22 protein-coding genes are annotated in these 23,169 nt (G+C 50.8%); 6 read left to right on the top strand and 16 right to left on the bottom strand.

Annotation, left to right across the window (positions count from 1 at the left end; translation table 11 throughout):
- Window positions 1-47: 47 nt before the first annotated feature.
- Complete coding sequence (locus tag C3B51_RS06215) at window positions 48-1,106, top strand: formimidoylglutamase (RefSeq protein ID WP_130244510.1); 1,059 nt, start codon at window positions 48-50, stop codon at window positions 1,104-1,106.
- Here the strand turns inward: C3B51_RS06215 and C3B51_RS06210 are convergent.
- Both C3B51_RS06210 and hutI read right to left on the bottom strand, forming a co-directional pair.
- On the bottom strand, window positions 1,103-2,968 hold the full coding sequence (locus tag C3B51_RS06210) for a GGDEF domain-containing phosphodiesterase (protein WP_130244509.1): 1,866 nt from the start codon (window positions 2,966-2,968) through the stop codon (window positions 1,103-1,105). The two genes, C3B51_RS06215 and C3B51_RS06210, sit on opposite strands and share 4 nt — an antisense overlap.
- 24 nt (window positions 2,969-2,992) lie before the next feature.
- The gene (hutI, locus tag C3B51_RS06205; RefSeq protein WP_206074737.1) at window positions 2,993-4,213 is read right to left on the bottom strand and encodes an imidazolonepropionase; all 1,221 of its coding nucleotides are present in this window, start codon (window positions 4,211-4,213) and stop codon (window positions 2,993-2,995) included.
- Between the two features lie 151 nt (window positions 4,214-4,364).
- Between hutI and hutC the strand changes: the two genes are divergently transcribed.
- A complete protein-coding gene (hutC, locus tag C3B51_RS06200; protein WP_130244508.1) occupies window positions 4,365-5,075 on the top strand; it encodes a histidine utilization repressor in 711 nt (236 codons plus the stop codon).
- A gap of 6 nt (window positions 5,076-5,081) precedes the next feature.
- Here hutC and C3B51_RS06195 read toward each other — a convergent pair whose 3' ends face one another.
- The gene (locus C3B51_RS06195) at window positions 5,082-5,843 is read right to left on the bottom strand and encodes an NADP-binding protein (protein WP_130244507.1); all 762 of its coding nucleotides are present in this window, start codon (window positions 5,841-5,843) and stop codon (window positions 5,082-5,084) included.
- A 257-nt stretch (window positions 5,844-6,100) separates the two neighbouring features.
- Here C3B51_RS06195 and C3B51_RS06190 point away from each other — a divergent pair, with 257 nt between their 5' ends.
- The 3 genes from C3B51_RS06190 (at window position 6,101) to hemN (ending at window position 11,704) form a co-directional block, all read left to right on the top strand.
- The gene (locus tag C3B51_RS06190) at window positions 6,101-8,131 is read left to right on the top strand and encodes a methyl-accepting chemotaxis protein (RefSeq protein ID WP_130244506.1); all 2,031 of its coding nucleotides are present in this window, start codon (window positions 6,101-6,103) and stop codon (window positions 8,129-8,131) included.
- Window positions 8,132-8,269: 138 nt separating this feature from the next.
- Window positions 8,270-10,219 (top strand): HAMP domain-containing methyl-accepting chemotaxis protein, encoded by a 1,950-nt coding sequence (locus tag C3B51_RS06185; RefSeq protein WP_130244505.1) that lies wholly within the window; start codon window positions 8,270-8,272, stop codon window positions 10,217-10,219.
- A gap of 114 nt (window positions 10,220-10,333) precedes the next feature.
- The gene (gene hemN / locus C3B51_RS06180; RefSeq protein ID WP_130244504.1) at window positions 10,334-11,704 is read left to right on the top strand and encodes an oxygen-independent coproporphyrinogen III oxidase; all 1,371 of its coding nucleotides are present in this window, start codon (window positions 10,334-10,336) and stop codon (window positions 11,702-11,704) included.
- A gap of 45 nt (window positions 11,705-11,749) precedes the next feature.
- Here hemN and C3B51_RS06175 read toward each other — a convergent pair whose 3' ends face one another.
- The 12 genes from C3B51_RS06175 to rpsJ all read right to left on the bottom strand — a co-directional run bounded on the left by C3B51_RS06175 (window position 11,750) and on the right by rpsJ (window position 19,326).
- Entirely contained in the window at window positions 11,750-13,627 is a 1,878-nt protein-coding gene (locus tag C3B51_RS06175) for a methyl-accepting chemotaxis protein (protein WP_130244503.1), read from the bottom strand.
- A 733-nt stretch (window positions 13,628-14,360) separates the two neighbouring features.
- Window positions 14,361-14,618: a 30S ribosomal protein S17 gene (rpsQ, locus tag C3B51_RS06170; protein WP_049863782.1), complete on the bottom strand. Its 258-nt coding sequence runs from the start codon at window positions 14,616-14,618 to the stop codon at window positions 14,361-14,363.
- On the bottom strand, window positions 14,618-14,809 hold the full coding sequence (rpmC, locus tag C3B51_RS06165; RefSeq protein WP_010376372.1) for a 50S ribosomal protein L29: 192 nt from the start codon (window positions 14,807-14,809) through the stop codon (window positions 14,618-14,620). The genes rpsQ and rpmC overlap by 1 nt, the downstream gene beginning before the upstream one ends.
- Window positions 14,810-15,223, bottom strand: a complete 414-nt coding sequence (rplP, locus tag C3B51_RS06160) for a 50S ribosomal protein L16 (RefSeq protein ID WP_070986409.1) — start codon at window positions 15,221-15,223, stop codon at window positions 14,810-14,812.
- 13 nt (window positions 15,224-15,236) lie between these two features.
- Window positions 15,237-15,938: a 30S ribosomal protein S3 gene (gene rpsC / locus C3B51_RS06155; protein WP_046004901.1), complete on the bottom strand. Its 702-nt coding sequence runs from the start codon at window positions 15,936-15,938 to the stop codon at window positions 15,237-15,239.
- Between the two features lie 12 nt (window positions 15,939-15,950).
- On the bottom strand, window positions 15,951-16,283 hold the full coding sequence (rplV, locus tag C3B51_RS06150) for a 50S ribosomal protein L22 (RefSeq protein ID WP_010386167.1): 333 nt from the start codon (window positions 16,281-16,283) through the stop codon (window positions 15,951-15,953).
- Window positions 16,284-16,295: 12 nt separating this feature from the next.
- A complete protein-coding gene (rpsS, locus tag C3B51_RS06145; RefSeq protein WP_010367084.1) occupies window positions 16,296-16,574 on the bottom strand; it encodes a 30S ribosomal protein S19 in 279 nt (92 codons plus the stop codon).
- Window positions 16,575-16,590: 16 nt separating this feature from the next.
- Window positions 16,591-17,415 (bottom strand): 50S ribosomal protein L2, encoded by an 825-nt coding sequence (gene rplB / locus C3B51_RS06140; protein ID WP_046004900.1) that lies wholly within the window; start codon window positions 17,413-17,415, stop codon window positions 16,591-16,593.
- 17 nt (window positions 17,416-17,432) lie between these two features.
- Window positions 17,433-17,735 carry a 50S ribosomal protein L23 gene (gene rplW / locus C3B51_RS06135; RefSeq protein WP_049863779.1) on the bottom strand — a complete coding sequence of 101 codons (303 nt, stop codon included), beginning with the start codon at window positions 17,733-17,735 and terminating at the stop codon, window positions 17,433-17,435.
- A complete protein-coding gene (gene rplD, locus C3B51_RS06130) occupies window positions 17,732-18,334 on the bottom strand; it encodes a 50S ribosomal protein L4 (protein ID WP_010386164.1) in 603 nt (200 codons plus the stop codon). The genes rplW and rplD overlap by 4 nt, the downstream gene beginning before the upstream one ends.
- 17 nt (window positions 18,335-18,351) lie before the next feature.
- Window positions 18,352-18,987 (bottom strand): 50S ribosomal protein L3, encoded by a 636-nt coding sequence (rplC, locus tag C3B51_RS06125; protein ID WP_049863778.1) that lies wholly within the window; start codon window positions 18,985-18,987, stop codon window positions 18,352-18,354.
- 27 nt (window positions 18,988-19,014) lie between these two features.
- Window positions 19,015-19,326 carry a 30S ribosomal protein S10 gene (gene rpsJ / locus C3B51_RS06120; RefSeq protein WP_005495349.1) on the bottom strand — a complete coding sequence of 104 codons (312 nt, stop codon included), beginning with the start codon at window positions 19,324-19,326 and terminating at the stop codon, window positions 19,015-19,017.
- A 387-nt stretch (window positions 19,327-19,713) separates the two neighbouring features.
- Here rpsJ and plsB point away from each other — a divergent pair, with 387 nt between their 5' ends.
- Window positions 19,714-22,140, top strand: a complete 2,427-nt coding sequence (gene plsB, locus C3B51_RS06115; protein WP_130244502.1) for a glycerol-3-phosphate 1-O-acyltransferase PlsB — start codon at window positions 19,714-19,716, stop codon at window positions 22,138-22,140.
- A 9-nt stretch (window positions 22,141-22,149) separates the two neighbouring features.
- Here the strand turns inward: plsB and tesB are convergent, their stop codons facing one another.
- Entirely contained in the window at window positions 22,150-23,016 is an 867-nt protein-coding gene (tesB, locus tag C3B51_RS06110; RefSeq protein ID WP_046004897.1) for an acyl-CoA thioesterase II, read from the bottom strand.
- Window positions 23,017-23,169 lie beyond the last annotated feature (153 nt).

The following is a 23,169-nucleotide window of genomic DNA, read 5'->3' as shown; positions in this document are numbered from 1 at the left end:
GTAGAGTCCACCTTTACCCGGTTCAACTCCATAGATCGACCTGAATTATGAGTAACCACTGGCTTCATATTTATACCGAGGCGGACATTGCCGCTTACTGCGCCAGCCGTGAAAACGAACAACGCTTCTGGCAAACCCTGGCTTTTTTGCAACCCAAAGACGACCTAACGCAGGCGCTGCGCGATGCTGCTCAGTTTGGCATTAAGTACGTCCTGGTAGCCATCAATGAAGATCTGGGCCCGCGGGCTAACTGTGGCCGGGGTGGCGCTCACCTGGGCTGGCAAGCATTTTTACAGCGCTTCTTGAACCTGCCCTGTAATCGCTTTTTAACCCCGGACGATGTTTTGCTGCTGGGCGAGGTGCGCTGTGATGATCTGCAACAACAAGGCGCGGACCTGGACAATCGTGACCCGACACAGCTAGCCCAGTTACGTGAGCTGAACGGTCGGCTTGATGAGCGCGTAAGCACGGTGATGCGGGCTGTCTTTGATGCCGGGCTGGCACCCATAGTGATAGGGGGTGGCCACAACAATTGCTTTGGCCTGCTACAGGCGTTATCTCAGAGCACTCAGCAGGCCTGCCACGCCATCAATTTCGATCCCCATGCCGATTTTCGCGCGCTGGAAGGACGCCATTCTGGTAATGGTTTTAGCTATGCCTATGAGCAAGGTTATCTGGCGGATTACCATGTGGTCGGCATGCATGAACAGAAAAACAACCACACTATTATCAGCGCATTAGACCAGGCCGGATTCAGCTACAGCAGTTACCAGGATATTCTGGTACGCCGTATGCTGACCCTGACGGAGGCCTGCAATACTGGCCTGGGGCGTTTTGCCGGACAAGCACCACTGGGGATAGAAGTCGATGTCGATGCCATCTCCGGGATGCCAGTCAGCGCCTATACCAACTGTGGCTTTACGGCCAATGATGCGGAGCATTTTGTTCACCTGGCCGCCCGCCAGGAGCACGCCCGCTATTTACACCTGTGTGAAGCGGCTCCGGAGCACCACCCACAAGGCTTGCAGCAAGGGCTGAGCGATGCCGGTCAGGTATTGGCTTCTTTGGTATGCAGCTACTTACAGGCGCGTAAGCCAGGCGTTTAATGTGAGTCTGGCTGAGGCGAAACAGAGGCATCTTCCGGATGCTCCCAACGCCATTGCTTCAGCCAGCTGATCATGCCCACACTGCTCAGGGGTCTGGCAAAGTAATAGCCCTGCGCCGCAAAGGTGTTGAGACTTTTCACAAATTGCAGCTGCTCCGGCGATTCCACCCCCTCACAGATCACTTTGCAGGCCTGGATCTGCTGCATTTCGACAATCCCACGAACCACACTTTTGAACGACCCCTGATTACCATGATCAGAGGTTAATGAGCGGCCCAGTTTGACGTAATCGACGGTCAGCTGAGGCAGCTTAGACAAGGTAACCGGGGTTTCGCCAAAGCTGTCTATGCATAAGCGCAGCCCCATAGAGCGTAACCGCGACACCATGGCAATGCCCTGAGGGTCTAGGCTGGTAAACAAACTGGAGGGACACTCTATGATCAAGTCCCCTGGCTTTAGCTGATGCTCCACCAGCACGTGATCGATAAACTCGATGAATTCCTCATGGAGCATTTCCGAGCCAAACAGGTTCAGACTCAGCGGCATCGCAATCCCTTCCATGCGCAGTGCCAAGGCAATTTCGGCAGCTCGCTCAATCACATACTGTGCAACCGGTAAAGCCAGGCCGGCGATACGAATGTCTTCAATAAATTTGCCTGCCGCCAGGATCCCTTGTTTAGGGTGCTGCCAGCGCAGCAGCAACTCCAGAAATTCAATATCACCGTCTTCATTGCGCACCACGGGCTGAAAGTACAGCTCCAGCTCTTTTCTGAAGTCGATGTGTGCCAGCTCAGCCAGCCGGGCTTGTTGCTCCAGACGATTGATTTGCATTTGTTGCTGGTATGGCGCGATAGGGCTGTCGGGTTGACTATCCAGCGCCAGAAATGCGCAGGTTAATAAGTTCTCAAACTGCCCCTGCTCTTCATCGCAATTGACATAACTGGCACGCGCTTTGACCTCGATGGTGCAGTTGCCTACGTTGAAGGGTTTTAACGTGCTTTCTATGATTTCATTGACCATCTGCTCATGCAAATGGTGCTGATTGACGAGACTGCAGACAAAGACAAAATGCAGCCCGCCTAAATGCGCCAGCCGCGATACATCGTTACCCAATGGGATTGGCATGACATCCGGATGCTGCAAATGTTGTTTAATGCGATTGGCCGACTGGGCCAGTAACAGGTCGCCAAACTCGCGACCGAGATGAAAATTCACCTGCTGAAACCCTTCCAGACGGATCATCACCAGCATGGCCGCACTGGGGTCGCGCTGACGGAAATCATAAAACGCAGTGCGAAACCCGGCCCGATCGGGTAATTCGAGAATATCCGCGGTTTTGCTTTCATCTGTACTGGGCTGTTGCGCCGACTCAGTTGCTGCTCTGGGCATCATTAGCTCAGCAAAGAACACGGGCAGCAGGGCCGCCACGACCAGACCCGGCGACAACCCCCAGTACAGTGCACCACCCAGCGCCAACACGGCACCACCCAGGCTAAGGCTCGCAATCAGCTGAAAACGCCGTTGTTTGGTGCGCAGGGCCAACCACACTTGCAAGAGTAACAGCGGGATGAGTAAACAAGCAAAATACACTGCAGAATTGGCCAGATAGGCCAAGACCACCGCCGTGGTGGTCGCATAAATCAGTCGGTGCAATGGCTGCTGACTGACACTGATAGCGCCAATGCTGGCACTGAGCAAGGCCCCTGCCATAAAAGCCATTAGCAGGGGAGACTGAACATCTGAGGCCTGCCAGAATGACGCTACCGACATACTGACCGTTGCGGCCATAACCCCAGGGTGACAGCATGCCAGCAGCATCAGAATGCTGTGAAAACTCTGTTTTAGCAGCAATTTTTTTGTCATCAACAGGCCATTGCAAAATTCTTACTATTGCACAAGTTTACCCGAAATCCAGGTATTTAACAGGTCATTTACGCCAAACTGATAACTGAGTTCAGCCGGATGACCGACCTGCCACAGCACCATATCGGCACGCATGCCCACTTTTAGCATGCCCCTGTCTGACAAACCCAGCGCTTTAGCACCATGGCGTGTGACACCCAGTAATGCTTCTTCCGGTGTCATACGGAACAAAGTACACGCCATATTCAGCATCAGGCGTAAGGAGCACAGTGGTGCCGTTCCGGGGTTAAAGTCGCTGGCCAGGGCAATCGGCACATTATGCTGACGCAGCAAATCAATCGGTGGCTGCTGGGTTTCACGTAAAAAGTAAAACGCCCCCGGCAGCACCACGCCGACCGTACCCGCTTTGGCCATGGCTTTAACACCGGCTTCGTCGAGGTATTCAATGTGATCGGCGGACAGACCATTAAATTCAGCCACCAGCTCACTGCCATGCTGATTAGACAACTGCTCGGCGTGACACTTCACTTTTAGACCAAGCTCAGTTGCCCTGGCAAACACGCGGCGCGTTTGTTCGTTACTAAAGCCCACGTTTTCGCAAAATGCATCGACCGCATCGGCCAGTGAGCGCTCAGCTACCTGAGGCAGCATTTGCTCACAAACCAGTTCAATGTAGCCATCGGCATCATCGCGATACTCCGGCGGTAGCGCGTGCGCCCCCAGGAAGGTGCTTTGTACACTGATGGGATGATGCTCATCGAGCATGCGGTTGACTTCCAGCAGCTTGATCTCGCTGTCGCAATCCAGACCATAGCCGGACTTACTTTCAACTGTGGTCACCCCTTCGCTGAGTAACGCATTCAGTCGCGTTTTACCAACCACAAACAGGTGCTCATGATCCGCCGCGCGGGTTGCTTTCATGGTTGTCGCAATCCCCCCGCCCTGCTGCGCGATCTCTTGATAGGACACACCATTAAGACGCTGTTCAAATTCCTGGGCCCGTGAGCCGGCAAATAAAATATGGGTGTGGCAATCGATCAGACCCGGTGTCATCCAGGCGCCTTTTGCCGAGATAGTCGGCGTGGTCACCGGATCAAATTCCGGGAGTTCCGACTGCGCACCCAGCCAACAGATCAGCCCATCTTTCACCATTATAGCCCCTTGCTCAATGGCACCATAAGGACGCTCAATCTCCGGGTCCATTGTCGCCAGATTAACATCCAGCACCACTAAATCTACTACCATCACCACGCAATTCCTCATCTCTAACTTGCTGGTTTGAGTGTAGCAAGAAAGCTTGTATATACAATAGAGGTGTGCCATGTTTATCAGTGAGCTATGTTCGCTCAGCCTGACACCCGAGTCGGTTTTTCTTTACTAACCATGGCATGAGATTGTGACAACGCAACCCAAATTTGCACAAATAAAACAACATATCATTGCACAGATCCGCAGTGGTGCCTGGCAGGAAGATCAGCGGGTTCCCTCTGAGAACGCCCTCTCTGCCCAGTTCAGGGTCAGTCGCATGACTGCCAGGCGCGCACTCAGTGAGCTGACCGATGCCGGGATCCTGACCCGCAGTCAGGGGCTGGGCACCTTTGTCGCACGGTTCAAATCCCAGTCGTCATTGCTGGAGATCCGCAATATCGCCGACGAAGTCAAAGAACGCGGGGGGCATTACACCTGCGTGGTGCTGTCGCTGGAATCCATCGCTGCCATTGCGCCAATCGCCATTGCGCTGGGTGTTGAAGTCGACAGTCAGGTGTATCGCAGCGTGCTGGTGCATCACGAGAACGAGCAGCCTTTGCAGGTTGAAGAGCGTTTTGTAAACCCGCAGTTGGCCCCGGGTTATCTGCAGCAGGACTTCACCGGGATCACCCCTCATGAATATCTGATCCAGATTGCCCCGCTGACCGAGGCGCGCCATACCGTAGAAGCCATTATGCCCGGCCCCGATATTTGTCAGTGGCTGAACATGTTTCATGAAGAGCCCTGTCTGCAATTGATCCGCAGAACCTGGTCGCAAGGGGGAATTGTCAGTTTTGCCCGGCTGATTTCACCGGGCAGCAAATATCGCCTGGGCGGTCACCTGACCTTCAAAAAATAACGAACCTCAGATGGCGTGTTGATAGCTAAAGCCAAGCGCTTCGATGGCTGAGCCATCAATGATCCGCGCCTTGCTGTCGTCGCTGGCAAAACTCGGCGGCACTGTGCCGGCCAGGGCACAATGTGCCTGATAGTAATCCCGCTTATGCGGATGTGCTGGTGAGCAAATGTTATAAACGGCTCTGGCCTGAGGCCACTGGCTCATGACGCACATAATGGCCGCAACCACATCATCACGATGCACCATATTGACTCGCTCCTGCGCTGAGCTGCGCAATGCTTTGCCCGCAATAAACTGCCCCGGCTCTCGCCCTGGCCCAACTAAACCCGCAAGCCTGAGCACTTTGCCGCCATGGGACAACACTAATTGCTCAGCCTGCTGCAAAATGCGCTGACGTCGTGAATCGGTTGCTGCCAGCGCCCCCTGCTCGGTGTAGTGCCCATCTGCATCGGCATATACGCCGGTACTGGAGCACAGCAAAAATCCGCTCATCTGTAACTCGGTGGCCAAGGCTAATGTTGCTTCTAACGTCTCCAGGTAATTACTGTCTTCACGCCGTGCACCCGGTGGCATGGCACAAAGCCAAAAAGCCTGCTGCAGCGACACATTATGGACAAGTGTTTTACCGTCATGTACCAGCTGCCGGGATAGCTCATCATCGTGCGGTTGTCGCCGGGTTGCCTGTACCTGCCAACCCTGAGCCACGGCCGCTTGAGCAACCGGCATACCCAGCCAGCCGGCCCCGGCCACAACGAGTTTATTGTGCATATCATTTTCCTGTGGTTTTACGCGCTGTGCGCATGATGCTACAGCCCGGCATGCACTGGCAATAGCCCATGACTTTCAAAGCGATAAGAAAAACGGCTGATTTATTGCTAAAAGTTAAAGTATCTGTCCCTAATGCCGATTATGGATGTAAAGATTATTCGTCAAGTGTTATCAATCAACCACCGTAATTTGTGGCCTTATTGTACAAGATATGGTTTGATTGAGGCTTGCCTGATCCCAAGAAAAAGAAAAAACGCATGTTAGAAAATTTATCTCTTCGAAAAAAAATCCTCTTTTTAATTGGCGGTACCATTTCAATTTTACTGGTTGCTGCATCAGGGTATTTCGTTAACCACATTGCCCAGCTTTCCCGGGAAGGGATTGAACGCGAAGCGCAGAGCCACTTATATGCTGAAAAGCTCTCCATGGAATCTTTCTTTTCTCGTTACGGTGCCATAGTAGAGACCTTTGTAACCAACCCGCATAACGTCAACTGGTTTGACGACTATACCCAGCGGGAAAAACCGCTGAGTGCCGACCTGGGCTACCAGGAAGTGAATCAGGACTTTATCCGGATCTCTGCCAGCGATGAAAACATTCTGTCCGCCTTTATGGCCTCGGCCCGCACTGGTGAATACTTCAAAGAAAATGAGCGTACCTCTAACTATTCAGACGGTCGTCCTTATTACTCTTATAAGCGCCCCTGGTGGCAGGATGCGCTGAGCCATGGTGGCTTATACGTCGGTGCGGTGTCTGTTGATATCAATACTGGTGCGGTTTCTGCGGTGGTGCAGCAGCCCGTTTACAATGCTCAACGCGAGCTCGTTGCCGTTGGCGGGGTTGACCTGCAGATCAATAAGATCAGTGAGCTGGTCGAGCAGATCCAGTTCGATGGTCAGGGCTATGGCTTCTTGCTCGACCACAATTATAAGGTCGTGCATTTGTCCAAGCGAACAGGTCATCAACTGTCTATCACAGATGAAGGCCCCAACGGCAAAGAAGGCCTGGAAGCACTGGAAAGGCAATTTGCCGACACCCAGGGCTTTGCTGAGCTTAATCGGGCAATGCGTGCAGACGGTGCAGGCGCGGCCAAGGTCACGCTCAAAGGCGTGGATTACTATGTGGTCTTCAATAATGTGAAGCTGGATAAGCCTATCCTGGACTGGCATCTGGGCTTGCTGATCCCCGTTAGCCTGATAGAAGAGCCGGTTAACGAAGCCGTAATGAGTACCGTGACAGCGGTGGTCCTTATCCTGGCCATTATTGTTGCGATGATTTTATGGGCCACGCACATGATAGCAGCCCCTATCACGACACTGACCAACACCATGCGCGATATTGCATCGGGCGAAGGTGATCTGACCCGCCGTATCGACATCACCAGTCAGGATGAAGTCGGCCAGCTGGCGCATCATATGAACACCTTTATCGACAAGCTACGCAGCATGATGCTCGATACCGCCGCGCAGGCGCAACAGCTCAGTGGTGCCGCAGCGCAGCTACAGGATGTATCGACCAACACCAATAATGAGATCCAACAAGAGAAAGAGCAGGTCGACAGTGTCAGTGCCGCCGTAACCGAGATGGCCGCCACAGTCACGGAAATTTCTCGTAATGCCCATGAAACCAATCGTGCCGCGGATCTGGTGCAAAGCATGACCAATGACGGTGCAGCCCGTTCCGGTCAGGCGCAGGAAGTCATGACTGAACTTGCCAGCCATATCGGTGAAGCAGCTAAAGTTGTGGCAGGCCTGGAGCAGGAAACCAGTAACATAGGTGCCGTGATTGATGTGATCAATGGCATTGCAGAGCAAACTAACCTGCTGGCACTGAATGCAGCAATTGAAGCCGCGCGCGCCGGTGAGCAGGGTCGTGGTTTCGCGGTGGTTGCTGACGAAGTGCGTAGCCTGGCCAGTCGTACGCAAGAGTCAACCGATGATATTCGCAATATGATCTCGCGTCTGCAACAAATTGCGCAGCAGGCATCGGTGATGATGCAGCAGGGCCAGGAGCGGGCTGAAGGCTCCGTTGAACAGACCCAGGAAGTGCTGGATGCGCTGCGCAACATCACGGAGTCGGTTAGCACAGTTCAGGATCAGAGCCATCAGATAGCCACCTCGACGGAAGAGCAAACGGTGGTCGCGGAAGACATCAATAACAGTCTGAATGCCATTAACGATCTGGTTAACAGTACCGCCAACCATGCCCACTTATTGGCGGATGAAGCTCGGGATCTGAACAGTCTGGCCAAGGCCCTGAACAACACAGTAAACCAATTCAAATTATAATAGTACGTGGCTAGCCCGATCACCGGGCTAGCACTTTTTTCTTATTTCTTTTACTACCAGTCTCTTGCCAAAACTTGACTAATGCACCATTGCAGACGATCACTTAAAGGGTGACTCTTTGCAAAATCGTGCTTAATTATGTTTAAAAACCTCAAACTAACGCAGCTGCTTGCGTACTCATTCGGTGTGCTCATTGCCCTGATGGCTATCGTTTCTGTGGTGGCCTATCTCGGCCTAAGCTCGGGCTATAACAACTTTGTTGAGTATCGTACTCTGGCCCGCAATGGCAACCTGGAAGGCCGCGTTCAGGCAAACCTGTTGCTAGTGCGCCTCAACGCCCTGAAATACCTCAAAGAGCAAAATGCGGCCAACATCGCCGGATTCAATGAGCGCTTTGCGCTGCTCAGCGACTTAATGAGCCAGGCCCGGAGCAGCATAGACGATCCGCAGTATCGCGCTCAGCTCAGTACCAGTGCTGACGAAATTGAGCAGTACCGCGCCGCCTTTGAGCAAATTGTGCAACTGTATGCCCGCCGTGATGACATTGTGACCAATCAGCTGGATGTTAACGGGGCCAAAATGCGTACCTTACTGAGTGAAGTGGTGGACACCGCCTATCAGCGTGATGACAGCAAAGCTTTATATGCCGCAGCTAAGCTCGAAGAAACCCTGATGCTGGGACGCCTGTTTGTCACCAAGTTTTTGGTCACCAATGCCGCTGAAGACTATCAGCGTGCCGTAACTGAGTTTAGTAAGCTGGCTATCTTGCTTGATGAGCAGGCCGGTGCCTTTGCCTGGCAACCCGCACAAGGCTTGCTGGCGCGCTTTTTACAAAACAAACTGGACTATCTAAGTGGCGTGAAGGCCGTTAATCAGACTATTTCACAGCGCAATCAGTTGATTGAACAACGCCTTAACGTACTGGGCCCAAAAGTCGCCAATACCCTTGAAGATATTAAACTGGATATAAAAGCACGCCAGGATAAGCTGGGGCCCCAGGCACAACAGGCCAGCGAACGGGCGGTGCTGTGGGTTTCTATCGTCTCGGTGTTAGTGGTGTGTGCCGGTCTCTTCCTGAGCGGGTATGTTAGTAAGCTACTGCGTGATCCCATAGGCGGTGAACCCAGAGAGATAGAAGCGCTGGCCAAGGCCATCGCCAAGGGCGACCTCAGTTATCAGTTTGCGACCACCAATACCACAGGTATCTACCGGGCGATGTCAGAAATGACCATAACCCTGCGCGATATAGTAGGCAAGATCAAAGCGGCAACGGCCACGCTGAACGATACCTCAGGCACCATGATCACCGTCACAGAGCAAACCAAAAGTGAAACCGATCAGCAACAGGACCAGTTAACCCAAAGCGCCACCGCCATGCAGCAAATGAGTGCCACGGTTCAGGAAATTACCCAAAGCGCCCAGCTTGCCGCCGATGCGGCCACCGACGCCGATCAACAATCACAGACTGGGATCCAGGTGGTACAAGCTTCCCGTGAGGCCATGAGTGAGCTGGTTGGCAGCATTCAGCAGGTCAGTGAATCCATTACCCAACTGGAAAGCGAAACCGAGTCGGTGGGCTCCATTTTAGACGTGATCCGCAGCATTGCCGATCAAACCAACCTGCTGGCACTGAACGCCGCGATTGAAGCGGCACGAGCCGGTGAGCAGGGCCGCGGGTTTGCCGTGGTGGCCGATGAAGTACGTAGCCTGGCCAGTCGCACCCAGCAAAGCACGGAAGAGATCCAGACGATGATTTCGCGACTGCAAAGCGAGGCCAAACGCTCAGTCGAGCATATGCATCGCAATGTCGACCATGCAGAGCATTCTGCGGAGCAAACAGAGCATGCTGGCGCGACCTTACAGGCCATTTGCAGCTCAATCAGTACCATTCGCGACATGAACCTGCAAATTGCCAGTGCATCGGAGGAGCAAAATACGGTGTCCCTGCAAATCTCAGAAAGTGTTACCAACATCAGTGAAAGTGCCGCGGAAACCGCGCAAGGCGCGCTACAGGTTTCACAGGATGCCAAAGCATTGAGCAAAGTCGCCAGAGAGCTCAATACGCTGATCGATCAGTTCAGGCTCTAATGCGCTTTGCGCGGGTGTTTCGGCCCCGCGCCGCGCTTCCTTTTGCTTTAGATCAACGCCTCACAGCACAACTTTGCTTACACTGGCCTTCTCAATAGCAAAGAGAGTGCGATCGTGATTAAATTACCTCAATGGGATGACTCCCTTATCAACAAGTACAATATCTCGGGCCCCAGATATACGTCTTATCCCACGGCCCTGTCGCTGGAGTCGGGCTACGCACAGGACGACCTGATGGACGCCATTGCCCACTCGCAGAGCCGGGCGCTGTCGTTATACATCCATATTCCGTTTTGTCACCAGCTTTGCTATTACTGTGGCTGCAATAAGATAATCACCCGCCATCAGTCTAAGGCGGATGTCTATCTTGATCATCTGGAGCTGGAAATCGTCGCTCAGGCGCCTCTGTTTAAAGACTACCAAGTGGAGCAGCTGCATCTCGGTGGCGGCACACCAACCTTTCTGACCACAGCACAAATGACCCGTCTGGTCGCCATGCTGGAGAAGCACTTTAACTTTACACCGGATGCCCAGCGCGGCATCGAAGTAGACCCAAGATCGCTGGCCGACGACATGCTGCCAGCGTTAAAAACGCTCGGCTTTAACCGAGTATCATTCGGGGTACAGGATTTTAATGATCAGGTGCAGGCTGCCGTGAATCGCCCGCAGCAGGTTGACGAAGTACTGTCTTTGCTCAAACAGGCTCGCGAGCTGGGTTTTAAGTCCATCAATATGGATATGATCTACGGCCTGCCACATCAGAGCGTTGCATCCTATCGTGACACCATAGCGCAGCTGATTGAACTCGGCCCGGACCGGGTATCAGTATTTAACTATGCTCATCTGCCGGAGCGATTTGCTGCACAACGTAAGCTCAAAGAAGCCGATATGCCGGGGCCACAGGAAAAGCTCGCCATATTCAAGCAAACGCTGGAGCAGATGGCTGCCGCAGGCTATCAGTTTATTGGCATGGACCATTTTGCCAAAACCGATGACGAGCTGGCTGTGGCACAGCGACACAATCACCTGCACCGTAATTTCCAGGGCTACACCACCCATGGTAACTGCGATCTGCTGGGTCTGGGCGTGTCGTCCATATCACAGATTGGCAATGCCATTTTACAAAACGAAAAAGATCTGAAGCCTTACTACCAGGCTGTGACTGAACGCCATAGCGCCATTCATAAAGGCGTAAAGCTCACTCAGGATGACATAATACGCGCCGCAGCAATCAAGCAACTGATCTGCCACTTTGAGCTTGATAAAGACGCCTTTGCCAAAGCGCATAGCATCGACTTTGATGACTATTTTGCCGATGCCCTGATGGCGCTTCAGCCACTGGCGGACGATGGCTTGGTTGAACTCAGCGAGCGGCGTATTGACGTAACCGCCAGAGGTAATCTGTTTATCCGCATCATCTGCATGTGTTTTGATGCCTACCTGCAACAGCAGATCAAAAACACCCGCTTTTCACGGGTGATTTGATTCCAACAAAGGCTGAGCAGTGCCATGCTGCCAGCCTTATTGTCGTTATAGCTTGAACTTACCTATGGTGCCCGAGAGAGATTTAGCTTCACTATCTAGGTCATTACAAAACTGATAGGTTTGCTCCATCGCCGTTTTTGTCTGTCTGGCCGTATCTGATATGACGGTGACATTCTGGCTAATATCTCTGGTTGCAGCTGACTGCTCTTTGGTTGCAGTGGCAATTTGAATATTCATTTCTGACAGCCTGACGATGTGTTCAGAGATCTCTCGTAACGATTTGCCACACTCAGATAAGAGCTGGGATGTTTTATTTGTCCCGTCGCTGCCATGAGTGATGGTATTTACTGTTTCGGTTGCAGTGGCATTGAGGGAGTTGATCATGCCATTGATTTCTTCCGTCGACTCTGCGGTGCGCTTCGCCAGATTTCGTACTTCATCCGCTACCACCGCAAAACCACGTCCCTGTTCGCCCGCTCGTGCCGCCTCAATGGCCGCATTGAGGGCCAACAGATTGGTTTGCTCAGAGACCCCTCTGATCACCTCCAGGACACCCGAGATTGATTCAATTTCTTTAGAGAGCTGATTAACCGAGAGTACTGAGTTACGCATTATCGACTCCAACTCAGCCATATGACCTATGGTATCCGATACAATCTTCAGGCTGACCTGAGCATTACCCTCCGTATCCGATGCCACTTGCGAGGCGTCCTGCGCGTTATTAGATATATCTGAGACCGTCATATTCATCTGCTCAACCGCTGCCGCCACCGAGTCTGTACTGGATGACTGTTGCTCTGACAGGCCCTGGACATGCTTTACATTCTGATAGACCTCAGCGGCCGTGCCTTCAACATGTTTTGCCGTCTCAGAAACGCTTTTAAACATCTCGTGCAGTTGAGCCAGAAAAATATCAATCTGCTTTCCAAGGTAACCAACCTCGTTATTTTGCTCAACGCTAAGGCGCGCGGTTAGATCGCCACCCTTGCCGGACAATTCAGTCACCGCGTCTGAGATCACTTCTATTGGCTTAAATATCCGATTGGCCAGTAAATTTGCCCCAAGCAAACTGACCACCGCAATCACACAGCCAATCACAATGTTGGTCATAATTGCGGTGTTAATTGCCGAAAACATCTCCTCCTCCGGGATTTCCACAACCACATACCAGTCTAATGAGTCCAGCTTTATTGCCGAGCGCACCACTGCCCTGTCGTTGACTTCATCCGACACCACATTGCCCGCCAAAGCCGCAATATTCACCTTGGCGCCCACGGCTGACCTGTCGGGGTGGACTTGAACGGTATTGTCGGCGTCAACTAAAAAGACGACCCCTGACTCACCAATTTTGTAAGAGCTGATCAGCTCGGTCATGGCACCCAGTGACTGGCCCACTCCTGCTAAGCCCACTCTGCGGCCTTTATCTTCAATGACATAATTGATAAACGCAGTCGCTTCGGTGGACGACTTGTCTACATCAATGGAAATTTCATATTCGGTACCGGAATTGATAAAAGTATCCAGCCACGGCTCCTTATCTGGCTCCACTTTCCTTACAATACCTGCGGGGGTGTAGTAATTTCTGCTAACAGCAGAAACTATAAACGCAGTATTACTATTATTCACACGTTTAACCGAACCTAGCTCCCGGGTGATCATGGCCAGGTCTTCCGGCGCTTCCCCGTTGGTCATCCAGGCTTTGATAAACTCGCTCTTTGCCAGCGCTCTTGATGGCGCTATGGACGAATAGATATCAAGTTCAACCGCATACTTTATTTGTTTGAGTACGGTGGGGATTTCGGATTGCTCAACCTTCTCAGTTAAAAAGGCACTGATCGTGGTTGCGAATACAAGGGTAACGATAAGTAAGGGCAATATCGTTGCGGTGATCAGAGACAGTACTAAGAGCTGCTTAAGCTTCATAAATTACCTTGCCGAAATCAAAAGATCTTCCATCAAAACAATATAGTAGAGTATTGCTCTAACAGGCAAAGTTTGTAGGCCCTATTGTAGCAGAAACGCAAAAGCCCCGACCAAATGGCCGGGGCTTTTCAAAAGTTTAATTTAGTTAAAAACTAAAATTAAGCTTTCTTAGGACGAACCAGAACGTCTACCAAAGTCCAAGATTTTTTCTTAGAGGTTTGGAATGCTGCACATTCATGGAACGTCGCGCTATACAGCAAACCCTTTTGAACATTCTGAGTGGCCCAAACGCAAAAGCCCCGACCAAATGGCCGGGGCTTTTCAAAAGTTTAATTTAGTTAAAAACTAAAATTAAGCTTTCTTAGGACGAACCAGAACGTCTACCAAAGTCCAAGATTTTTTCTTAGAGGTTTGGAATGCTGCACATTCATGGAACGTCGCGCTATACAGCAAACCCTTTTGAACATTCTGAGTGGCCCAAACGCAAAAGCCCCGACCAAATGGCCAGGGCTTTTCAAAAGTTTAATTTAGTTAAAAACTAAAATTAAGCTTTCTTAGGACGAACCAGAACGTCTACCAAAGTCCAGGATGTTTTCTTGGAGGGTTTGGGATGCTGTACATTCACGGAGCATCGCGCTATACAGCAAACCCTTTTTGAACATTCTGAGTGCCCCAAACGCAAAAGCCCCAGCCAAAAGGCCGGGGCTTTCAAGACAAACTTAATTAATAAAAATTAAGCTTTCTTAGGACGAACCAGAACGTCTACCAAAGTCCAAGATTTTTTCTTAGAGATCGGTGCACATTCACGGATAGTCACAGTATCACCTGCTTGCGCAGTGTTGCTCTCATCGTGTGCGTGCAACTTAGTTGTACGCTTGATGAATTTACCGTAGATCGGGTGCTTAACCTGACGCTCGATAGCAACAACGATTGACTTGTCCATTTTGTCGCTAACTACACGACCTTGAAGAGTACGGATCTTATCGCTCATTATGCACCTGCCTTCTGGTTGATAACCGTTTTAACACGCGCAATATTGCGACGTACTTTTTTCAGCTCGTGAGTCTGAGCCAGCTGACCAGTGCTCGCTTGCATGCGCAGGTTGAACTGCTCACGCAGAAGCTCTAGAAGTTCAGCATTTAGCTCTTCTACGCTTTTGTCTTTAAGTTCGCTAGCTTTCATTTACATTACCGTCCGAGTTACAAAAGTGGTTTTGAAAGGTAATTTACGAGCAGCTAGGTTGAATGCTTCGCGAGCAAGCTCTTCTGAAACACCTTCCATCTCGTAAAGTACTTTACCAGGCTGAATTTCAGCAACCCAGTATTCAACAGAACCTTTACCTTTACCCATACGAACTTCAAGCGGCTTTTCTGTAATTGGCTTATCTGGGAACACACGGATCCAGATTTTACCTTGACGCTTGATGTGACGTGTCATAGCACGACGAGCTGCTTCGATTTGACGAGCAGTCATACGGCCACGGCCAGTCGCTTTCAAGCCGAAAGAACCGAAGCTAACTTTATTACCGCTATTTGCAAGACCACGGTTGCGGCCTTTGTGCACTTTACGGAATTTTGTACGTTTTGGCTGTAACATTAGTCGCTACCTCTTACTTAGCACTTTTTTTAGCTTTCTTCGGAGCGCGCTTGGCTGGCTTCTCAGCTTCTTGTTTCAGTGGAAGACCACCGATAACTTCGCCTTTGAAGATCCAAACTTTAACACCGATGATACCGTAAGTGGTCAAAGCTTCAGAAGTTGCGTAGTCGATGTCAGCACGTAGAGTGTGTAGAGGTACACGACCTTCACGGTACCACTCAGAACGTGCGATTTCAGCACCGCCTAGACGGCCGCTAACTTCAACTTTGATACCCTTTGCACCCAGACGCATTGCGTTCTGTACCGCGCGCTTCATAGCACGACGGAACATTACACGACGCTCTAGCTGTGAAGAGATACCGTCAGCAACTAGTTGTGCATCAAGCTCTGGCTTACGTACTTCTGCAATGTTGATTTGTGCAGGTACACCAGCAAGCTTAGTTACAGCGTGGCGAAGCTTTTCAACGTCTTCACCTTTTTTACCGATAACAACACCAGGACGAGCTGTGTGAATTGTTACACGGATAGATTTAGCTGGACGCTCAATAACGATTTTAGACACAGAAGCGTTTTTCAATTCCTTAGTAAGGTATTGACGCACTTTGTGATCACCAAAAAGCTGTTCAGAGAAATCTTTTGTATTCGCGTACCAAGTAGATACCCAAGGCTTTGAGATACCTAGGCGAATACCAGTAGGATGAACTTTTTGTCCCATTACTTATATCTCCTAGCTATCTGAAACCACAACAGTGATGTGGCTTGAACGCTTAAGGATGCGGTCTGCGCGTCCTTTAGCACGTGGCATAATACGCTTCATTGTAGGACCTTCGTCTACAAATACTTTAGCCACTTTAAGCTCATCAATGTCGGCACCTTCGTTGTGCTCCGCGTTAGCGATAGCAGACTCAAGTACTTTCTTAACTAATACAGCCGCTTTCTTTGGGCTGTACGCTAGGATTTCTAGCGCGCGATCAACCGGAAGTCCGCGGATCTGATCTGCAACTAGACGTGCTTTTTGCGCCGAACCAGAGGCGAATTTGTGTTTAGCTAATGCTTCCATCATACCCTCCGATTAACGCTTTTTAGCTTTCTTATCCGCAGCGTGACCGCGGTAAGTACGTGTAGGTGCAAATTCACCTAGTTTGTGACCGATCATTTCGTCTGTAACGAATACAGGTACGTGCTGACGACCATTATGGACAGCGATGGTCAATCCGATCATGTTAGGGATGATCATTGAACGACGGCTCCAAGTCTTGATAGGCTTCTTGTCACCGCTTTCCAACGCCTTCTCTACCTTCTTCAGCAAGTGTAGGTCAATGAATGGACCCTTCTTGAGAGAACGTGGCATGGCAATTCCTCAACTATTACTTAGTACGACGACGTACGATAAATTTATCAGTACGCTTGTTCTTACGTGTCTTAGCACCTTTAGTCGGCTTACCCCATGGAGACACAGGGTGACGACCACCAGATGTACGACCTTCACCACCACCGTGTGGGTGGTCTACCGGGTTCATGGCAACACCACGAACTGTAGGACGAACACCACGCCAGCGAGTTGCACCAGCTTTACCTAGTGAACGTAGCATGTGTTCAGCGTTACCTACTTCACCGATAGTTGCGCGACAATCCGCTTCAACTTTACGCATTTCGCCTGAACGTAGACGTAGAGTCACGTACTGGCCTTCACGCGCTAGGATCTGTACATATGCACCAGCAGAACGGGCAATCTGAGCACCTTTACCAGGCTTAAGCTCAACATTGTGTACCGTTGTACCTACTGGGATGTTACGCATAGGCATTGCGTTACCAGCTTTGATTGGTGCATCAACACCAGACTGGATTGCATCACCCGCTTTAACACCTTTAGGTGCGATGATGTAACGACGCTCACCGTCTGCATATAATACAAGAGCGATGTTTGCGCTACGGTTAGGATCGTACTCTAGACGCTCAACTTTAGCTGGGATGCCATCTTTAGTGCGTTTAAAGTCGATTAAACGGTAGTGTTGCTTGTGACCACCACCGATGTGACGAACCGTGATACGACCGTTGTTGTTACGACCACCTGACTTAGAGTTTTTCTCTAATAGCGGAGCGTAAGGCTTACCCTTGTGCAGATCAGGGTTAACCACTTTAACGACGTGACGACGACCCGCAGAAGTTGGTTTACACTTTTGAAGTGCCATAATTCTAACTCCCCTTATTACTCGGCGCCGCCGACAAAGTCTAGCTCGCTGCCTTCTTTAAGAGTAACGTAGGCTTTCTTCCAGTCTGAACGACGGCCGAAACGCATGCCTGTACGCTTAGTTTTACCCTTAACATTTAGCGTGCGAACACCAGTTACTTCTACTTCGAAAAGCTTCTCAACAGCAGCTTTGATTTCTGCTTTGTTTGCATCTTTAACTACTTTGAAAACAATCGTGTTGTTCTCTTCAGCAGAGATGGTGCTTTTCTCAGAGATGTGTGGAGCAAGGATTACTTTTAAAAGACGTTCTTCACGGATCATGCTAGCGCCTCCTCAAGTTGCTTAACAGCAGCAGCAGTAATCAGTACCTTATCGAAAGCGATTAGGCTTACTGGGTCGATGCCAGCTACATCACGCGTGTCAACCTTGTACAGGTTACGTGCAGAAAGGAATAGATTCTCATCTACTTCTTCAGTCACGATTAATACGTCTTTAAGCTCAAGCTCTTTCAGCTTAGCTACTAGTTCTTTAGTCTTTGGTGCTTCTAGACCAAATTCTTCAACAACTACTAGACGATCTTGACGAACAAGCTCAGAAAGAATGCTCTTGATCGCACCGCGATACATCTTACGGTTAACTTTTTGGCTGTGATCTTGCGGCTTAGCTGCAAAGCTCACACCACCGCTGCGCCAGATTGGGCTGCGGATTGTACCAGCACGTGCACGGCCAGTACCTTTTTGGCGGAATGGTTTTTTACCACCACCAGCAACTTCAGAACGTGTCTTCTGAGCTTTAGTACCCTGACGAGCACCTGCTGCGAAAGCAACAACTACTTGGTGTACTAATGCTTCGTTAAACTCACGTCCAAAAGTAGCTTCGGAAACTTCAAGCGCACCAGCGCCTTTAATTGCTAATTCCATCACTAAATCTCCAGGACTTAAGCTTTAACAGCTGGTTTAACGATAACGTCGCCGCCGATAGCGCCAGGTACTGCACCTTTAACTAAAAGCAGATTACGCTCAGCGTCAACACGTACTAGCTCTAGGTTCTGAGTAGTTGTTTGCACATTACCCATTTGACCAGCCATTTTCTTACCTTTAAACACCTTACCAGGTGATTGGTTTTGACCGATTGAACCAGGAGCACGGTGAGATAGAGAGTTACCGTGAGTAGCGTCTTGAGTGCTGAAATTCCAGCGCTTAACACCACCTTGGAAACCTTTACCTTTTGAAGTACCAGTAACGTCTACTTTGTTTACTTCGTTGAATAGCTCAACAGTAAGCTCAGCACCTACTTCAAACTCACCTTCACCGCCGTTAAGACGGAATTCCCACAGGCCGCGACCCGCTTCAACACCAGCTTTAGCGAAGTGACCCGCTTCTGGTTTGTTTACGCGGCTTGCTTTTTTCTCGCCTGCAGTAACTTGAAGCGCGTTGTAACCGTCTGTTGCGTCAGATTTGATCTGAGTAACACGGTTAGGCGTCGCTTCGATAACTGTCACAGGGATAGATACACCATCTTCAGTGAAGATGCGTGTCATACCCACTTTACGACCGACTAGACCTAATGCCATTTTCCTAAAACCTCTCTAATCTTTCGATTAACCCAGGCTGATTTGAACATCAACACCAGCAGCAAGGTCTAGGCGCATTAGAGCGTCTACAGTCTTGTCAGTTGGTTCTACGATGTCGATCAGACGTTTGTGGGTGCGGATTTCATACTGATCACGCGCGTCTTTGTTTACGTGCGGAGAGATCAATACAGTGAAACGTTCGAAGCGAGTAGGAAGTGGGATTGGACCACGTACCTGAGCGCCAGTGCGTTTCGCAGTTTCCACGATTTCCGCCGTTGATTGGTCAATCAAACGGTGGTCAAAAGCTTTTAGGCGAATACGAATGCGTTGATTTGACATTCTTAAACCTCAATTAAAAGAGCATTTAAAAAGAGCATAAAAAAACCCCCGAGGCCATCTCAAAATATAAGAGGTCGGTTGTTCTTCTATTTCTACCATTGAACTCCAAATCGGAGTTCCTGTTTACGTGCCTGAAATCCAGGCCTATGTATGACTTTCATGTGACGAATCACAGAAAGTTCGAGCATTATAATGACACTGGTGATAAATGCAACAATTATTGCAAAATTATTTGTCCTGTGGCCCGTCTACATTATATGTCGCTTAAGGCGACTATACTTTGCGCAGAGGATTGCACACATCGGCCTTGTCATTGTACTGACACAAATGGTCAGTCCAGTTAAAGCCTGATATTCTATACAGCAAAAATACGAATCTGGTATCGCTATGCGCTTACTTTCTCAGGGGCTCAACCGAGTGGCCCAATGGACCAATTGTTTACTGGTCAGAAGCAAACTGCTGCCGGCAGACCCCGTGTCGCAGTTCGACCTGGACCCAAGTTTACCGACCTTTTATGTGGCCCGACTCAATTCCCGGGCCGATTTGGCGGCACTAAATGCGATGTGTAAAAAGCTGGGCCTGCCAAGCCCAATGCAGGACCAATTGCTGGGTAGCAAAACGCTGCCGCGCTTTATCGGTATCAAAAACCCAACGCCCTTGCTGAGTAAAACGCCCGCTCCTAGCACCGCAATTGAGCAGGGTAAAGCCATTTTCTCTGCTCTGCGCGCGCACCCGGACATCAAAGCTCAGGTGATCCCGGTAACAGTATTGTGGGGCCGTAACCCGGGTAAAGAAAAACCAGGCTTGGGTACCCTGTTCAGCCATTCACTGACTCCCAGCTGGTTGCGCAAGGCCATGGTGGTGCTGTTTTCCGGTCGCGACAACCTGGTACGTTTTTCCGCGCCTATCGCGCTGGATCAACTGATGACAGACAAAGCAGACGTCGACGAGCTGCCCCATAAGTTGCTGCGCGTCGCACGGGTGCACTTTCATCGTCAGAAACTGGCCGCGACGGGTCCCAAGCTGCCTTCGCGCGAAGCCTTATTTAACTCCCTGCTGGCCGCTCCCACTGTGAAACGGGCGATTGCCGATGAAGCCAAGTCCAAGGGGCTGAGCCATGACGAGGCGCGTTTAAAGGCGCTGGAGTTACTTGAAGAGGTTGCCGCCAACTATTCCGAAGCCATGGTTCGCGTGGGCGATCGCGTACTGACCTGGTTGTGGAACAAACTCTACAACGGCATCGAAGTCAAAAATGCCGAACGCGTGCATGAACTGGCCGACAAAGGTCACGAGATCATTTACGTGCCCTGCCACCGCAGCCACATGGATTACCTGCTACTGACCTACGTGATTTACCATCAGGGTCTGGTGCCGCCGCACATAGCCGCCGGGGTCAATCTCAACTTTTTCCCGGCCGGCGGGATCTTCCGCCGCTGTGGCGCGTTTTTTATTCGTCGCTCCTTTGCCGGTAACAAGCTCTACTCCGCCATCTTTAAAGAGTATCTGACCCAGCTGTTCATTAAAGGCTATTCCGTTAAATTCTACACCGAAGGGGGTCGCAGCCGCACCGGTCGCTTGTTGCCACCCAAAACCGGCATGCTGGCCATGACCATGCAGTCGATGCTGCGCGGCATAGACAGGCCTATCTCCATCGTCCCGGTCTATATCGGCTATGAGCATGTGATGGAGATCAACACCTATCTCAAAGAGTTAGCGGGCAGCAGCAAAAAGAATGAATCCGTCGCCGGGGTCTTTAAAGCCATTAAGAACCTCAAAAACTATGGCCGCGGCTATCTGAACTTTGGTGAGCCTATCCACCTTAATCAGTACCTGAATGAACATCAGTCCGACTGGCGCGATGCCATTGGCCAGGATGAAGGGGCTAAACCACAATGGCTGAATAGTCAGGTGGCACTGGTCGCTGATCAGATCATGACGAACATTAACGCCAGCGCGGCGCTTAATTCCATTAACCTGCTGGCCATGGTGCTGCTGTGTAATGAGCAGTTCGCGCTGAGCAAACAGAAGCTGCTAACCCAGCTACGTTTCTATCTCACTTTGCAAAGCCAGGCACCTTACGACACCAATGTTACGGCACCGGATGAAGATGCAGAGGCCCTGTTAAAGCATGCGCTGAAGCTGGATAAATTCGACGTCCTGGAAGATGAGCTGGGTGAGATCATCACCATCAAGGAAAAAGAGCGCACCCTGTTTAACTATTACCGCAACAATATATTGCACTTGTTTGCCGTACCCAGTGTGATTGCACAAATGCTGTTTAACCGTTACAGCGTGACCGTGACTGAGTGTCAGGAACGCCTCAGCAGCCTTTACCCGCTTTTTGCCAAAGAGTGGTTTATGCACGACCTGCGCGATGGCTATATTGGAGCGGTGCTGAACAGTTTTGCTCAGGAAGGCCTGATTGACTTTGATGGCCACCTTGCCACGGTTGTCAAAGACAACAAGGCACTGGCACAGCTTGAAATGTTGGGCAAAGTGATCCACCTGACGCTGGAGCGCTACGCCATCACCGTCAGCCTGCTGTTGCGCGAACAGGGAATTGCACGTGCCACGCTGGAGAGCGAAAGTGAAGTACTTGCAAAACGACTGGGCACCTTACACGGCATTAAGAGCCCAGAGTTTTTTGATAAGAAAGTGCAAAGCAACCTGATCAGTGTGTTGCAGGAGCAAGGGTTTATCTGTATTTCCGATAAGCAAAGCATTAACGCCACACCGACTCTGGCGACGCTGTCTGATCATCTCAATGATCTGCTGCCAGCACGGATCTGGCAGTCTATCCGAGATACGCTGTAACCTTGTGCGTCAGCGCGCTTCGCGCTGGCGCATTACCCCTTCCTGAATGGTCGACGCCACCAGTTCGCCCTGGCGGTTAAAGAACTGCCCCCTGACCAGACCTCGGCCATTGCTGGCACTGGGACTGTCTACACTGTAGAGCAGCCATTCATCCATACGGAATGGCCGGTGAAACCACATCGCATGATCTATGGTCGCCACCTGCATATTCCGCTGCATAAATGACACCCCGTGTGGCTGCAACGCGGTTGGCAAAAATTCAAAATCCGACGCATAAGCCAACAGATAATTATGGATACGACGGTCGTCGGGCATAGCCCCATTGGCTTTGAACCAGACATGCCGGGTTGGCTCCATTACCTCTGGCTGAAATGGGTTGTGAAACTCCACCGGGCGCATCTCAATCGGCATGGGCTGAGTAAACTTGGCGCGCAACGGCTCTGGGATCAAATCCGCTTTATCCTGATAGAATTCCAGCGAAGAGCGCAGTGCCTCTGGTGCAGGCACATCAGGCATCTCAGACTGGTGTGACAAACCGGGCTCGTCGCCCTGAAAAGAAGCGGTCATATAAAAAATGGGTTTGCCGTACTGAATGGCGCTGACCCGGCGAGTGCTGAAACTGCGTCCGTCGCGAATATTTTCAACATCGTACACTATGGGTTTGCTGGCATCGCCCGGCCGTAAAAAATACGAATGCAAGGAATGCACATAACGACCTGCCGGTAAGGTGTATTTTGCAGCCGACAAGGCCTGCCCCATCACCTGGCCACCAAACACCTGCGGAAAGCCCAGATCCTGGCTCTGGCCCCGGTAAATCCCTTGTTCGATTTCTTCGAGCTGAAGTAGATCCAGCAACCCCTGTAATGCCTGACTCATTGCACACCTCTTTCACTGCGTAGCTGATCCCATAATTATACACTATTATGCAAGTAACAAGAGGCATCGCATGATAAATCAGGTGGTTAAGCCAGATGAGGAGCCAATACATAGCCCGCCTGACAAGAGTGCGATACACTTGCTCCCTGCTTT

The organism is Pseudoalteromonas rubra (assembly GCF_004212645.1).
Lineage (GTDB): Bacteria > Pseudomonadota > Gammaproteobacteria > Enterobacterales > Alteromonadaceae > Pseudoalteromonas > Pseudoalteromonas rubra_G.
The sequence above is the reverse complement of the archived record's forward strand: the minus strand, read 5'-3'. Positions and strand labels throughout refer to the sequence as shown.

Bases quoted from the DNA above. Each gene is read 5' to 3' on its own strand.
- C3B51_RS06215 (WP_130244510.1), top strand. From the start codon at position 48: ATGAGTAACCACTGGCTTCATATTTATACCGAGGCGGACATTGCCGCT.
- C3B51_RS06210 (WP_130244509.1), bottom strand. From the start codon at position 2,968: ATGACAAAAAAATTGCTGCTAAAACAGAGTTTTCACAGCATTCTGATG.
- hutI (WP_206074737.1), bottom strand. From the start codon at position 4,213: ATGGTAGTAGATTTAGTGGTGCTGGATGTTAATCTGGCGACAATGGAC.
- C3B51_RS06195 (WP_130244507.1), bottom strand. From the start codon at position 5,843: ATGCACAATAAACTCGTTGTGGCCGGGGCCGGCTGGCTGGGTATGCCG.
- C3B51_RS06190 (WP_130244506.1), top strand. From the start codon at position 6,101: ATGTTAGAAAATTTATCTCTTCGAAAAAAAATCCTCTTTTTAATTGGC.
- C3B51_RS06185 (WP_130244505.1), top strand. From the start codon at position 8,270: ATGTTTAAAAACCTCAAACTAACGCAGCTGCTTGCGTACTCATTCGGT.
- C3B51_RS06175 (WP_130244503.1), bottom strand. From the start codon at position 13,627: ATGAAGCTTAAGCAGCTCTTAGTACTGTCTCTGATCACCGCAACGATA.
- rpsQ (WP_049863782.1), bottom strand. From the start codon at position 14,618: ATGAGCGATAAGATCCGTACTCTTCAAGGTCGTGTAGTTAGCGACAAA.
- rpmC (WP_010376372.1), bottom strand. From the start codon at position 14,809: ATGAAAGCTAGCGAACTTAAAGACAAAAGCGTAGAAGAGCTAAATGCT.
- rplP (WP_070986409.1), bottom strand. From the start codon at position 15,223: ATGTTACAGCCAAAACGTACAAAATTCCGTAAAGTGCACAAAGGCCGC.
- rpsC (WP_046004901.1), bottom strand. From the start codon at position 15,938: ATGGGACAAAAAGTTCATCCTACTGGTATTCGCCTAGGTATCTCAAAG.
- rplV (WP_010386167.1), bottom strand. From the start codon at position 16,283: ATGGAAGCATTAGCTAAACACAAATTCGCCTCTGGTTCGGCGCAAAAA.
- rpsS (WP_010367084.1), bottom strand. From the start codon at position 16,574: ATGCCACGTTCTCTCAAGAAGGGTCCATTCATTGACCTACACTTGCTG.
- rplB (WP_046004900.1), bottom strand. From the start codon at position 17,415: ATGGCACTTCAAAAGTGTAAACCAACTTCTGCGGGTCGTCGTCACGTC.
- rplW (WP_049863779.1), bottom strand. From the start codon at position 17,735: ATGATCCGTGAAGAACGTCTTTTAAAAGTAATCCTTGCTCCACACATC.
- rplD (WP_010386164.1), bottom strand. From the start codon at position 18,334: ATGGAATTAGCAATTAAAGGCGCTGGTGCGCTTGAAGTTTCCGAAGCT.
- rplC (WP_049863778.1), bottom strand. From the start codon at position 18,987: ATGGCATTAGGTCTAGTCGGTCGTAAAGTGGGTATGACACGCATCTTC.
- rpsJ (WP_005495349.1), bottom strand. From the start codon at position 19,326: ATGTCAAATCAACGCATTCGTATTCGCCTAAAAGCTTTTGACCACCGT.
- plsB (WP_130244502.1), top strand. From the start codon at position 19,714: ATGCGCTTACTTTCTCAGGGGCTCAACCGAGTGGCCCAATGGACCAAT.
- tesB (WP_046004897.1), bottom strand. From the start codon at position 23,016: ATGAGTCAGGCATTACAGGGGTTGCTGGATCTACTTCAGCTCGAAGAA.